We start from the raw sequence: 13,038 nt of genomic DNA on the forward strand, positions 1-13,038 counted from the left end.
GCCCAACGCGGGGTCCGGGGGCCGCCTTTCCGGAGAGGTTTCTCACGTGTTCTATTGGGTCATGAAGCGGATTTTCCTTGGTCCTGTGCTGAAGCTTCTTTTCCGCCCCTGGGTCAAGGGACTGGACAATATCCCGGCCGAGGGCGCGGCGATCATCGCCTCAAACCACCTGTCGTTTTCCGATTCGATTTTTATGCCGCTGATGGTGCGGCGCCCGGTGGTCTTCCTGGCTAAGTCTGAGTACTTCACCGGCACCGGCATCAAGGGCAGGCTGACCGCACTGTTCTTCCGCCTGACCAACCAGTTGCCCATGGACCGGTCCGGCGGGGCTGCATCGGCCGCGTCGCTGAGTGCGGGCATGGAGGTCCTCAACCACGGCGGGCTGCTGGGCATCTACCCGGAGGGCACCCGGAGCCCGGATGCAAAGCTGTACAGGGGCAAGGTGGGCGTGGCAAGGCTCGCCCTGCAGGCCGGAGTTCCCGTGGTTCCGGTGGCCATGATCGGCACGGACAAAGTGCAGCCCATCGGCAAACGGCTGCCGAACATCCGCAGGATCGGCATGATCTTTGGTGAGCCGCTGGACTTCAGCCGGTACCGGGACCAGGCAGAAGACCGTGATGTGCAGCGGAAGGTCACGGACCAGATCATGTTCGAACTGATGCGGCTCTCCGGACAGGAATACGTGGACGAGTACGCCGCCGTGGTGAAGCTTCGCCTGGCGGGAAAGCCCTCCGAACCCGCGGCAGCCGCTGAACCCCTGGCGTCGCCGGCGCCTGCTGCAGCTGATGCGGCCGGTCCCTCTGCCGGTCCTGCGGCGGACGCAGGGCCGGGGGAGGGCGCCGTCCGGAAAACGGACGACGGCGGGGCTGCCGCCAAGGCGTGAAGCGGTTGTGACGCACCGGGCGGGGTGCGTGACGGTACGGTGTCCCGGGGCCCTGCCCGACCGTTAGTCTTAGATGGTGACTGAGCTAACTGCAAAACCCGCCTTTTCGCTGTCCAGCACCGCCCAGAGCGGAGCAGCCAACTATCCCGGACTCGATGACTGGCGGGACCTCCCCATTTCCCAGCAGCCCAGCTGGCAGGACCGGGACGTGTTTGAGGCATCGGTGAAGGAGCTCTCCGTACTCCCTCCGCTGGTGTTCGCCGGCGAGGTGGATGTCCTCCGCGAACGCCTGGCTGCCGCTGCACAGGGCAAGGCCTTCCTCCTGCAGGGCGGTGACTGCGCCGAGACCTTCGAGGCGGCAACAGCGGACAAGATCAGCGCCCGCGTCAAGACCATCCTCCAGATGGCGGTGGTGCTCACCTACGGTGCGGCCATGCCCGTCATCAAGATGGGCCGCATGGCGGGCCAGTTCGCCAAGCCCCGTTCCTCCAACGATGAAACCCGCGACGGCGTCACCTTGCCCGCCTACCGCGGGGACATCGTCAACGGATACGACTTCACGCCGGAATCGCGGGGCCACGACGCCTCCCGCATGCTCCGCGCGTACCACACGTCCGCTTCCACGCTGAACCTCATCCGCGCCTTCACCCAGGGTGGATTCGCGGACCTGCGCTCGGTGCACCAGTGGAACAAGGGCTTCACCGAGAACCCCGCGCATGCCCGCTATGAGTCCCTGGCCCGGGACATTGACCGGGCCATCAAGTTCATGGCTTCCTGCGGCGCCGACTTCGAGGCACTCAAGCGCGTCGAGTTCTTCGCCAGCCACGAGGCCCTTCTCCTGGACTACGAGCGTGCGCTGACCCGCATCGATTCCCGCACCGGATTCCCCTACGACACCTCCGCGCACTTCCTCTGGATCGGGGAGCGTACCCGCGAACTGGACCACGCGCACGTGGACTTTCTCTCACGGGTGCGGAACCCCATCGGCGTCAAGCTGGGCCCGTCCACCACCGGCGACGACGCCCTCCGCCTGATCGACAAGCTTGACCCGGAGCGCGAGCCCGGCCGGCTCACCTTCATCACCCGCATGGGTGCCGGCAACATCCGCGAGAAGCTGCCCGCCGTCGTCGAGAAGGTCACTGCCTCAGGCGCGCAGGTGCTCTGGGTTACCGACCCCATGCACGGAAACACGGTCACATCCCCCAACGGGTACAAAACACGCAATTTCGACGACGTCATTGACGAAGTGCGCGGCTTCTTCGAAGTGCACCACGCCCTGGGCACCGTTCCCGGCGGCCTGCACGTTGAAATGACCGGAGACGACGTCGCAGAGTGCCTTGGCGGCGCCGACCCCGTGGACCAGGACGCCTTCCTGGACCGCTACGAGTCGGTCTGCGACCCGCGCCTGAACCACATGCAGTCGCTGGAAATGGCCTTCCTGGTGGCCGGAGCACTCGCCAAGCACTGATGTCCGGCTGATTACCCTGGCGGTGACGCAGGCGGGTGGGCGCCTACACCACCGTCAGGGTGATAACCGAACCTTCGGGCACTTCCTTGTCCACCGGATCCTGGTCCCGGACCGTGCCGAAGAAGCCGCCCAGGATATTGTTGACGCGCACCTGGAAGCCCAGGCCCTCCAAGGCCTTCCGCGCGTCCGTGGCCTGCTTGCCGATGTAGCTGGGGACCTTCACCATCCGGGGTCCCTTCGAAATGGTCAGCGTCACGGTGCCGCCGCGGGTGAGCGTTCCAGTCGCCGGGGCCTGGCTGGCCACCGAGCCTTCCGGGATGTCCCGGCTGAACACTTCATCGGGTGCGACCTCCGCCGTGAGGCCGGCGGCCTCGATGGCGTCAACAGCATCCTTTTCGTCCTGGCCCACCACGGAGGGGACAGGAATCGGCTCGGGACCTTTCGATACCACCAGGCTGACTGGCGTGCCATGGCGGACCGCTGTACCCGGGGCGGGCTCCTGCGACAGGACAGTGCCCGCCGGCACCTTCTCATGGAACTGTTCGGTCACCGGGCCAAGCGCCATTTCGGCTGCGTTGAGGCCGGCCTTGGCCTGCTCCAGGGTGCCGCCGGTCAGTTTCGGGAGCGGGAACAGCTCGGGACCCTTCGAAACATAGAGCGACACCGGCTGGAACTTGCGGATTTCCGTGCCTGCGGCAGGCTCGCTTGCCACCACGAGTCCCGAGGGCACGTCGTCGTCGAAAATGTCCCTGGTGGTGGACCGGAAACCGGCGTCGGCCAGAAGCTGCTGTGCCTGGGCCACGGTCTTGTTGGCCACGGACGGGATGGTGGCCGCGGCGCCCGGGCCCATCCCGAAGAACCAGCCGGCCCCGGTAGCCAGCAGGGCAGCGATAACCAGCACGATCACCCACAGGATTCCCCGGCGGCGCGGGCTGCCCTCACGCAACGTCCGGGCGGGGGTGGCGGCCGCGCGGGACCGTGCCCGCTCGTCCTCCTTGTCCGCCTTGCGCTGGGCACGCTTGCCCAGCGGCGGAGGCTGCGGGGACCACGGCCCGGTGTCGTCGTCCGGGGGAGTGAGGGTATGGCGGGAAACGCCGGGATCTGCAGGACCGGGGTAGGGAAGCTGGCCCCGTGAGGGCGGGTAGGCAGGCGCGGCCGGCTTGCCAAACGGCATCACCGTTGTGGGGTTGTTGGCCCGGCCGATCACCTCTGTTGGATTCTGGGTACGCCCTGGATCCTGGAACTGCCCGGTGTGCTGGGACTGCCCGGTGTGCTGGGACTGCCCTGGATCCCTGGGCGCTGCGACCTGGGAGTTGGCCACGGCTCCGCCGGCCGCAGCCGCCGGTGGACGCAGGTCCAGCTCCGCATCGGTGAGGTTGGTCCGGATATGCCGAAGTTCCTGGAGCAGCGCGTTGCCGTCTACCGGCCGGTTTTCGGGGTCGTTGGAGGTGCACCACTGCACCAGCTCGTCCACCTCGGCCGCCAGTCCGGGAACCAGGGCGGAAGGCGGGCCCACTGTCCCGTTGACATGCTGGTAGGCCACTTGGATGGGGACCTCGCCGTTGAACGGCTGCTGCCCGGTGAGCATTTCGAACAGCATGATGCCCACCGAGTAGATGTCGCTTCGTGCGTCCGCGGGCTTTCCCAGGACGAGCTCCGGCGAGAGGTAGGCAACTGTTCCGATCAGCGCGCCGGTGCTCGTGGAAGTGGTGACCGCACGCGCCAGCCCGAAGTCCCCAATCTTGATCCGTCCATCGTCCGAAATCAGGACGTTTTCGGGCTTGACGTCGCGGTGGATGAAGCCGGCGGCATGCGCAGCGCCGAGTCCTTCCACTACCGGGTCGATCAGCGCGAGGGCCAGCCGGGGCGGCAGCGCGCCCTTCTCGGAGATGAGGTCACGCAGGGTGTGGCCCTTGATGTACTCCATGACCAGGTAGGCGGTGCGGCCATCGTTCCCCTGGTCGAGGACCCCCACCACGTGCGGGTGGGACAATCTGGCTGCTGCCTTCGCTTCCCGCCCCAGCCTGCCCAGGAAATTGTCGTCTGCGGAGAGGTGCGGGTGCAGCACCTTGAGCGCCACGTCCCGTTCCAGCCGCTGGTCCGTGGCCAAATAGACAGTGGACATTCCGCCCCGCGCAAGCTTAGACCTGACGGCATACCGGTTGTCCACCAGCGTCCCAACAAGAGGGTCTGACACGTGTTCCTGCACCCTTCGATCCTAGTCCCCGCAATGAAACGGGCCCGAACCGTTGCCGGTCCGGACCCGTGTCAATCTTCCTGCGTCCCCGCCTCGGGCGGGTCCGGGCGGCGGAAGGTCAGCCGAAGTTCTTCTGGTGCGCCTTGATCGCGGCGACGTAGGCCTTGGTGTCGTCGTACATGCCGTATTTGCTCACGGAGTACTGGCCCTGGTAGTAGCCCGCGATGGCCGTGTCCGTGTCCTTGCTGGTGGCAAGGAGCTGGCGGATGATCGCGACGCCGGCTGTCGCATTGTCGTAGGGGTCCAGGAGGTTCAGCTTGCGTCCCACCAGGTCCGATGCCCACTGCCCGGAGCTGGGGATGACCTGCATGGTTCCGATTGCGTTCGCCGGAGACACTGCGCGCTGGTCAAACCCGGATTCCTGGTGCGCAAACGCGAGGGCGAGCGAGGGTTCCACGCCCATCCTGCGCGCGGTATCGGCCACGATGTTCCGCATCTCGCTGCGGGAGGGCACCGGGGAGGCGTTCAGCAAGGCTTTGTTCTCGTTGGCCGAGCTAACCACCGCGGCGGGGTAGCTGAAGCCGAGGAACGAACTTGGGACGAGGGGCGTCACGGAGGCAGCCGGCTGCGGGGCGGCCGGCTGGGCGGAACCCCCAGGGATGGCCAGCTTGTTGCCCGGGTAGATGACACTGGTCATGCTCAGGCGGTTGGCGGAGAGCAACTCGGAGAGCTTCACGCCGTGGCGCGAGGCAATGGCAGAGAGGGTATCTCCGGCCTTTACGGTGTAAGAGCCGGGAGCCGGAGCCGGGGCCGCGGGTGCCGGGGCAGCCGGAGCGGACGTTGAAGCCAGGCCGCCGGAGACAGGCGCGGCGGCAGCTGGTGCAGCCCCGCCGGCGCCCACCTTGATCTTCTGCCCCGGGTGGATGATGGAGCGCATGTTGAGGTTGTTCCAGGCAAACACGTCAGCCAGGCCCACGTTATGGCGGGCCGCAATGGCTCCGAGCGTGTCGCCTGCCTTCACGGTATAGGTGGCGCCGGTTGGGGCGGCGGGCGCGGCCGGTGCGGGAGCGGCTGACGGGGCGGCCGGAGCAGCGGCAGAGCCTGAAAGTTTAATCTTCTGGCCCGGGTAAATAATGGTGTTCGGCTGAAGGTTGTTCAGTTTCAGGATTTCACCGGTGTTCAGGCCGAACCTTCCAGCGATCGCACTGATGGTGTCGCCGCGCGCAATCGTGTACTCGGCGGGTGCCTGCGGCTGTGTGGGCTTGAAGGCAGCCGGGATAGCAGTGGACACGGCGGAGGCGGGGATGACCGCCGCAGTTGCTTTTGCCGCCTGGGCCTTCATGGCGGCAGCCAGCGTAGCCGGGACAACACGGGCAGGTTGCGCAGCGGCAACGGGCTGGGCCAGGGCCAAGGATGACAATACGACCGCTGGCAGAGCCGCCGTCGTGGCAGCGAGCATGGGCAGGCTCGGCTTGGGGGGCTGCTTGTGCGAGCGGGACATCGTCATGGAAAGAATCCTCTTCTCAACTGCGGGGGCGCGGGCGGGCATGCCGCGTGCATTTCCTTGATACTACTGTTACTGCTGTTAATGCTGTTACATATGTGGTCAATGAGAATCTCTCACGAATTTGGAAATAGCACAAGAATTCCTGGAATGGCTGCAAGGAAGAATTCCGGGTGTGTCCGCAGGTCAGGAGCATCCGATGGAGGCATCGACTAGGCGGCAGGGCGCACAGCGTGGCAACCTTGATCCGTGAGTAATGTAGAAGACCTTGTGGGCGAATGGTTGCCCTTACCCGACGTCGCCCGATTATTGGATGTTTCCATCACCCGGGTTCACAGCCTGATTGACGAACGTGCCCTTGCGGCACTGCGGGTAGGGGAACGTAGAATCCGGTCCGTGCCCGCGGCGTTTATCCAGGACGGGCAGGTTGTGGACAGCCTCAAGGGGACGATTGTTGTCCTGGCTGACGCCGGCTATTCGGATGAGGACCTGATCGTTTGGCTGTTTACCCCGGATGAATCGCTGCGGGGACGCCCCATCGATGCCCTGCGCGAGGGCCGCAAAACGGAAATACGGCGACGGGCCCAGACCCTCGCCTGGTAATCCGCCGGCCGGGGATGTTCGGAAACACAAAAAACCCGACTGTCCCCGGCAAGCAAAACCCGTTGGCTCAGGAGGCGCGGCTGACTGTCGCTTCAGCCAGCCTCCGCAGGGCGGTTTTCGGCAGTTCATCCAGGGGGAGCGAGTCCAGGGCGTCGAACGCGGCCGCCCCGAAGTCGTTGATCAGGACTTCGGTCGCCGCCAGTGCGCCGGATTCTTCAATAATGCGCCTGAGTTCGAGGATGTCCTCTTCCGAGAGGTCGGGGCTGCCAAGCCTTGCGTCGATGAAGGCCGCTTCGGCTGAAGACGCCTGGTCCAGGGCAAGGGCAACCAGCACGGTGCGCTTTCCTTCCCGCAAGTCGTCACCGGCGGGCTTGCCGGTTGTCAGCGGATCACCGAAGACGCCCAGCACGTCGTCGCGGAGCTGGAAGGCTTCGCCCAGGGGCAAGGCAAAAGCGGAGTAGCCGCGGAGCAACTCATCCGAGGCTCCCGCAAGGGCTCCACCCAGCGCCAGGGGATGCTCGGTGGAGTATTTTGCGGACTTGAACCTGATGATGGACTGTGCGCGGGTCACGGCCCCGGCCCGGTCCCTCACCGGACCGGCCACTTCCTCCAGGATGTCGAGGTACTGGCCGGCCATCACCTCAGCCCGCATGAGGTTGAAGATCAGCCTGGCCCTGGTGCCGGCGGCCGCACGCTCGCCAATATCCGTAAAAGCTTCCTCGCTGAAGGAGAGGCAAAGGTCGCCTGTCAGGATTGCAGCCGCGTGCCCGAACCGTTCGCTGTCCAGCGCCCACCCCCGCGACCCGTGCAGCTCAGTGAACCGGCGGTGGACGCTTGGACCGCCCCGCCGGGTATCCGACCGGTCGATGATGTCGTCATGGATCAGGGCCGCTGCCTGGAACAGTTCCAGTGCCGCGCCGGCCGTTACCACCTGTTGCGCGGCGGGTTGCCCGCCGGCGCCCCGCCAGCCCCAGTAGCACATCAACGCGCGCAGGCGCTTGCCGCCTGTCACCAGGTTGGAGATGGAACCCATCAGGGGTTCGATGTCCGGCGAGATGCCGGACATAATGGCCTGCCGCGAGGTGAGGAACCCCGTCAGCTCGCCTGCTACCGCCGCAACGAAGTCTGCCTGCTCATTCCTCAGCTGTTCTGCTGCCGTCACTTGGCGGACTCAGCTGCCACGTTGGCCCCGATGGTGAAAGTGGCAACGCCCGAAGCTTCAACCACCGAGAGGTTGACGGTTTCGCTGTCCCCGCGGACAAAGTCCTTGGAAGCCACCGCTCCAACCGCTTCGCCCGGAACGGCTTTGAAGCCTTGCCCCTCAAGGGCCTTGGTGTAGTAGTCCACGACCGCAGCCGTGGGGGCTGTGATGCTTGCAACGAGGGCGGCAGTGGCGGGAACCGAGGCCTTGTCAAAACTGCTTGACACCACCTTCGCTCCCGGCATGAGGGGCAGGAGCTGCTGCGGGAAGCCCTCCACTACTGCGCCAACGGTCGCCGACGTGTTGGGCGAAGCGGAGGGGCTGGGGGAAGCTGTGATGGTTGACCCGGCGGTTGCCGGAGTGGAAGCGGAGGCAGAGGGGTCCGGGGCTGTCGACGGAGTTGGGCTGCAGGCTGCAAGCAGCAAGGCTGCGCCGGCAGCGAGTGCTGCCAACCCTGCTGGCTTAAGGTTTCCAAAGACCGTCACAGGGACATTCCTCCTGGTGTTGATGCCGGATTCAGCCTCCAGTTTAGTCAGTACAAACGGATAGGATTGCAGCCGTGGGGCCCGAAGGTAAGAACCAGCCGCCCGGAGCGCGCCTTCCGGGACACAGGCGCAAGTGCATCATGCACGTGGACATGGATGCCTTTTTTGTCTCGGTGGAGCTGCGGACGCGTCCTGAACTCGTGGGCAGGCCCGTCATCGTCGGCTTCCCCGCGGACCGTTCCGTGGTCCTCTCCGCCTCCTACGAAGCCAGGACGTTCGGGGTGAAGTCGGCCATGCCGATGGCCGTGGCCGCGCGGATGTGTCCCCAGGCGGTCATTATCGAACCGCGCCACAAGCTGTACTACGAAGTGTCCGCCCAGCTAATGGGCATTTTCGAGTCCATTACCGAGCTTGTCGAACCCCTCAGTGTTGATGAGGCCTTCCTCGACGTCACCGGCGCCATCAGGCGCCTGGGCGCCCCGAGGGGAATTGGGGAGATGATCCGCCGGCGGGTTGCCGCGGAGCTGGGCATCACGGCATCGGTGGGAATAGCGGAATCCAAATTTGTGGCCAAGATTGCCTCGACCCGCTGCAAGCCGGACGGGCTGCTGATGATCGCGCCCGATGAGACCGTGCCGTATCTCCACAGCCTGCCGGTGGGCGCCCTGTGGGGAGTAGGCGCCAAGACGGCGGATGTGCTCGCCAGGATGGGCATCAGGACAGTTGCCGACGTGGCAGCGACGCCGGTCTCCTCCCTGAAGAAGATGCTGGGTGCCACGGGGGAGCATGTCCACCAGCTTTCCTGGGGAATTGACCATCGGCCCGTCACCCCGGTCCGGCTGGAGAAGAGCATTGGCGCGGAAGAAACGTTTGCCGTTGACACCGCCGACGACGCACTGCTCCACCGGGAACTGCTGCGCCTGTCCCACCGCACGGCCGCGCGACTGAGGAGTTCAGGGATGGTGGCGCGGACCATCGCCCTGAAGCTCCGGTTCGCCGACTTCTCCACCATCACGCGCAGCCGGACGGTCCAGACGCCCGTGGACAGCGCCCAGCTGATCTACGCGGTTGCCCTGCAGCTGCTTGAGTCGGTGGGGGACAGGGCCATGACCGTCCGCCTGGTGGGGGTGCGCGCCGAGCAGCTCGAGGACGCGGCCCGGACGTCGCTTCAGCTCAGCATCGACCGCCGGGACGACAACTGGCGGGCGGCTGAGCAGGCGCTCGACGAAGTGGCCCGCAAATTCGGCGCCAAGTCCGTCCTTCCCGCCCGCCTGATGGAGCCTGGAAACACCCGCGAATAGCGGCTGCAATAAGGCCCGGCCGGGCCGCCGCCAAAGTGTTTCCCGTCTTTCAGAACAGCCCTCAACAAACTATCCTTAGATATACATAGTTTTCGAGTGACTGGACTTACTGCCGGACCCTCTTGGACATGCTCCCGCTCCTGCGACGGCATGCCGGGTTACCGATCTCCGCCTTGGCAGGCGGAGCGGGAACCTCTTAGGCATAACAGCCGTTAAGGGTGCAGAAGTAGTGGCTGGGATCAGCCCGGACGTTGGCCTACAAAAGGAGGTCGTGATGCCGCTGTCGGAGCACGAACAGAAGCTGCTTGAGCAGCTGGAGAAGCAGCTTCACGAGGACGACCCGAAGTTCGCGAATTCCATGGGTTCAGACCCGGGGCGTTCATGGTCCACGAGGCACGTGGTGATTGGCGTCCTCTGCGCCCTGGCTGGCGTCTTCCTGTTACTCGTGGGTGTCACTCTCCAAAATATCTTCGTCGGAGTCCTTGGCTTTGTGGTGATGGGCGGTGGCGTCTATTTCGCCACCATGCGCAGCAGTTCGGCCGGGACAAAGCCGGGCTCCAAGGCCAGCGGCCGAAAGCCGGGCAAGTCCAGGAGTTCCTTTATGAGCAGCCTTGAGGAACGGTGGGACGAAAGGCGCAGGGGGGAACCCTAAACGCCTCCCGCCGAATTACTCCCGGCACCTCCACTTCGCTCCCCGTCGAAGGGGCAATGCGAAAAGACCCGCCATATGGCGGGTCTTTTCGCATTTAATCGGCGGGCCGCATTGAAAAGGCCGGCGCACGGACAATACTGCGGCGCCACCAGCGGTTTCACCGGCAGCTGGATGCCGCGCCCGGGGAGGAGGTGGCACCCCTGCATGGAAAAGTCCTCCACTTTCCACCACCGCCATGAATCCTTGCAATTTCGCCGTTCTTTTCCCATAACTAGGCCGCTCACCAGCCGGGTTTGCGTTGACTGTGGGGGAAAGTGGAGTAATGTGGAGGACATAAGAGGGTGGTTGCAACATAGGGGATGTGCAGTTCCTGACAGCGGACAGGCGGTGGGCCAGTGTTTCTGGGCACTCACTCGCCACGTCTGGATGAAAAGGGGCGGATCATTCTCCCCGCGAAGTTCCGGGAGGAACTTGCCAGCGGGCTGGTGCTCACGAGGGGCCAGGAGCGTTGCATCTACGTCTTCAGTGAGAAGGAATTTGCGCGGGTCCACGAGCAAATGCGGGAGGCGCCAATCTCCTCAAAGCAGGCACGTGACTATATCCGCGTCTTTCTCTCTGGAGCCTCTGACGAGGTACCTGACAAGCAGGGGCGCGTTACCATTCCACCCGCGCTCCGGGAGTACGCAGGCCTCGGCAGGGAACTGGCCGTGATAGGCGCCGGATCCCGGGCCGAGATCTGGGATGCCCAGGCCTGGAACGAGTACCTCGCGGAGAAGGAAACAGCCTTCTCCGAAACTGATGACCCCATTCCGGGCATTCTCTGACCGGAACGGGACAGCAGGCAGCTTCTTGGATGAGATCTCCAGCCGCCCATCGGCTGGCCATCCTGGCTCACTTCCCCGGAGCCAGGCTGGCGGACGATAGGCGCGGATGGGGATCTGGTCCCAGAAGCACCCCAAGGCGACACCGACGGCGAGAAAGGACGAGGCATGAACGAACACCCGAAGCCAACGTCCGAACGCCATGTGCCGGTCCTTCGGGATCGGTGCATCAATTTGTTGGCACCTGGATTCGAGGCGGCCAGGCTCCGCGGCGAAACGCCGGTGGTAGTGGACGCGACCCTGGGCATGGGCGGCCACTCCGAGGCCATGCTGCAGCGCTTTCCGGATCTGCACCTGATCGGCATAGACCGGGATGAGGAAGCCCTCGCCCTCGCCGGCGAGAGGCTGGCACCGTTCGCGGCCCGCACGGACCTGGTACATGCCGTCTACGACGAGATACGGGATGTCCTGGCGGACCTGGGCGTTTCCGAGGTCCACGGCATCCTGATGGACCTTGGTGTGTCTTCCCTTCAACTGGACGAACGCGAACGCGGTTTCGCCTACTCCTTCGACGCCCCGCTGGACATGAGGATGGACACCAGCCGCGGCCAGACTGCCGCGGACGTGGTGAACAACTACAGCGAAGAGGAACTCGTCAGGATCATCCGGAAGTGGGGCGAGGAGAAGTTCGCCGGGCGGATCGCCAACAGGATTGTCGCCGCCCGTGCCACCAAGCCGTTCACCACAACCGGTGAGCTCGTGGAGCAGATCCGGGCGGTGGTTCCGGCAGCGGCCGCCAAGTCCGGTGGGCACCCTGCCAAGCGCACTTTCCAGGCGCTGCGGATCGAGGTCAACGAAGAACTCGACGTCCTTGAGCGTGCCGTGCCGGCCGCCGTGGACTCCTTGGCGCTGGGCGGACGCATTGTGGTCATGTCCTACCACTCCCTTGAGGACAAGATCGTCAAGGGCGTCCTGCAGGCCCGTTCCAAATCCTCGGCCCCGCTCGGCTTCCCGGTTGAGCTGGAAGAGCACAAGGCCGAGCTGAAGACCCTGACCAAAGGCACTGAGGTGCCCACCGCCGTCGAAATCGCCGAAAACCCGCGCGCCGCATCAGCAAGGCTGCGCGCGGCGGAACGAATCAGAGCCAGGAGAGCTGCATGAGCACCGCTGCCGTCAAGAACTTTCCCGCCGCAACCGGCAGTTCGGCGGCCAGCAGGGCCCTTCCGGCACAGGCTCCCGGAGACGGCCGGAAGGGCCGGACGCCGCTGTCCGTGGTCCGCACCGTACCCCGCAAGCGCCGCGCACCTTTCGTAGTCCTGTGCTTCGCCATGCTCGCCGTGGCGTTGGTGGCCGTGCTGGTGTTGAACATCTCGGTGTCCACGGCGCAGTACCAGTTGGTGGAGCTGCGGGCCAGGCAAAGCACACTGACCAAGCAGAACCAGGACCTCACCCAGCAGGTGCAAAACTTCGAGGCGCCCCAGAACCTGGCCGCCAAAGCGTCGGAGCTCGGCATGGTCGCCTCCACCATCAAGGGCCAGATCGACCTGTCCACCCTGTCCGTCACGGGCAAGGCGACACCGGCAGTTAAGGGCAGCTCCGGAGGGGCCATCATTCCAGCACCCGCCGTGCCCGGCCAGCTGATTGTGGTTCCGCCGGCAACCAAGGGCGAACCGCTGGCCAGCCGCAAACCCACAGAAGCGGCAGCCCCAGCTGCCCAGGGTGCCGCAGCAGCCGAAGCTGCGGGATCCAGGGCGGCGACTCCAGAGGCGCCCGCTCCCGCAGGTCCGCCTGCCGGCGTTCCCGCACCGGCAGCCGCAGCAGCTGCCGCGGTGGAGCTCCACGGCGGATCCGTTCCCGCACCCGAGCAGAAGGTGCCCGGGCAGTAACACACGGCAGGTCTGACAGGCAGCAGGATCGAGCAGC

Annotated in this window: 12 protein-coding genes; 8 read left to right on the top strand and 4 right to left on the bottom strand. The window is 65.3% G+C overall.

The genetic code is table 11. The annotated features are described in order from the left end of the window. Window positions 1-46 precede the first annotated feature (46 nt). Window positions 47-883, top strand: a complete 837-nt coding sequence (locus KTR40_RS07455; RefSeq protein ID WP_139028842.1) for a 1-acyl-sn-glycerol-3-phosphate acyltransferase — start codon at window positions 47-49, stop codon at window positions 881-883. A gap of 73 nt (window positions 884-956) precedes the next feature. After that, window positions 957-2,351, top strand: a complete 1,395-nt coding sequence (locus KTR40_RS07460; RefSeq protein ID WP_139028843.1) for a class II 3-deoxy-7-phosphoheptulonate synthase — start codon at window positions 957-959, stop codon at window positions 2,349-2,351. Window positions 2,352-2,394: 43 nt separating this feature from the next. Here the strand turns inward: KTR40_RS07460 and KTR40_RS07465 are convergent, their stop codons facing one another. Both KTR40_RS07465 and KTR40_RS07470 read right to left on the bottom strand, forming a co-directional pair. Further along, window positions 2,395-4,560 carry a Stk1 family PASTA domain-containing Ser/Thr kinase gene (locus KTR40_RS07465; RefSeq protein ID WP_228405750.1) on the bottom strand — a complete coding sequence of 722 codons (2,166 nt, stop codon included), beginning with the start codon at window positions 4,558-4,560 and terminating at the stop codon, window positions 2,395-2,397. 106 nt (window positions 4,561-4,666) lie between these two features. Continuing rightward, window positions 4,667-6,055 (bottom strand): lytic transglycosylase domain-containing protein, encoded by a 1,389-nt coding sequence (locus KTR40_RS07470; protein ID WP_139028845.1) that lies wholly within the window; start codon window positions 6,053-6,055, stop codon window positions 4,667-4,669. Between the two features lie 246 nt (window positions 6,056-6,301). Here KTR40_RS07470 and KTR40_RS07475 point away from each other — a divergent pair, with 246 nt between their 5' ends. After that, window positions 6,302-6,655 (top strand): Rv2175c family DNA-binding protein, encoded by a 354-nt coding sequence (locus KTR40_RS07475; protein WP_171058969.1) that lies wholly within the window; start codon window positions 6,302-6,304, stop codon window positions 6,653-6,655. A 67-nt stretch (window positions 6,656-6,722) separates the two neighbouring features. Here KTR40_RS07475 and KTR40_RS07480 read toward each other — a convergent pair whose 3' ends face one another. Both KTR40_RS07480 and KTR40_RS07485 read right to left on the bottom strand, forming a co-directional pair. After that, window positions 6,723-7,817: a polyprenyl synthetase family protein gene (locus KTR40_RS07480; protein WP_228405751.1), complete on the bottom strand. Its 1,095-nt coding sequence runs from the start codon at window positions 7,815-7,817 to the stop codon at window positions 6,723-6,725. Continuing rightward, on the bottom strand, window positions 7,814-8,341 hold the full coding sequence (locus tag KTR40_RS07485; RefSeq protein WP_228405752.1) for a hypothetical protein: 528 nt from the start codon (window positions 8,339-8,341) through the stop codon (window positions 7,814-7,816). Before KTR40_RS07485 ends, KTR40_RS07480 begins: the two co-directional genes overlap by 4 nt. A gap of 74 nt (window positions 8,342-8,415) precedes the next feature. Here KTR40_RS07485 and dinB point away from each other — a divergent pair, with 74 nt between their 5' ends. The 5 genes from dinB to KTR40_RS07510 all read left to right on the top strand — a co-directional run bounded on the left by dinB (window position 8,416) and on the right by KTR40_RS07510 (window position 13,001). Further along, window positions 8,416-9,642, top strand: coding sequence for a DNA polymerase IV (dinB, locus tag KTR40_RS07490; RefSeq protein ID WP_228405753.1), 1,227 nt, complete (start codon window positions 8,416-8,418; stop codon window positions 9,640-9,642). A 274-nt stretch (window positions 9,643-9,916) separates the two neighbouring features. After that, a complete protein-coding gene (locus KTR40_RS07495) occupies window positions 9,917-10,294 on the top strand; it encodes a DUF3040 domain-containing protein (RefSeq protein WP_139028848.1) in 378 nt (125 codons plus the stop codon). A gap of 395 nt (window positions 10,295-10,689) precedes the next feature. Beyond that, on the top strand, window positions 10,690-11,118 hold the full coding sequence (mraZ, locus tag KTR40_RS07500; RefSeq protein ID WP_009358613.1) for a division/cell wall cluster transcriptional repressor MraZ: 429 nt from the start codon (window positions 10,690-10,692) through the stop codon (window positions 11,116-11,118). Window positions 11,119-11,283: 165 nt separating this feature from the next. Then, window positions 11,284-12,276: a 16S rRNA (cytosine(1402)-N(4))-methyltransferase RsmH gene (gene rsmH, locus KTR40_RS07505; protein WP_139028849.1), complete on the top strand. Its 993-nt coding sequence runs from the start codon at window positions 11,284-11,286 to the stop codon at window positions 12,274-12,276. Further along, on the top strand, window positions 12,273-13,001 hold the full coding sequence (locus tag KTR40_RS07510; RefSeq protein WP_228405754.1) for a hypothetical protein: 729 nt from the start codon (window positions 12,273-12,275) through the stop codon (window positions 12,999-13,001). Before rsmH ends, KTR40_RS07510 begins: the two co-directional genes overlap by 4 nt. The last annotated feature ends 37 nt before the right edge of the window (window positions 13,002-13,038 follow it).

Source organism: Pseudarthrobacter sp. L1SW (assembly GCF_020809045.1).
Classification (GTDB): domain Bacteria; phylum Actinomycetota; class Actinomycetes; order Actinomycetales; family Micrococcaceae; genus Arthrobacter.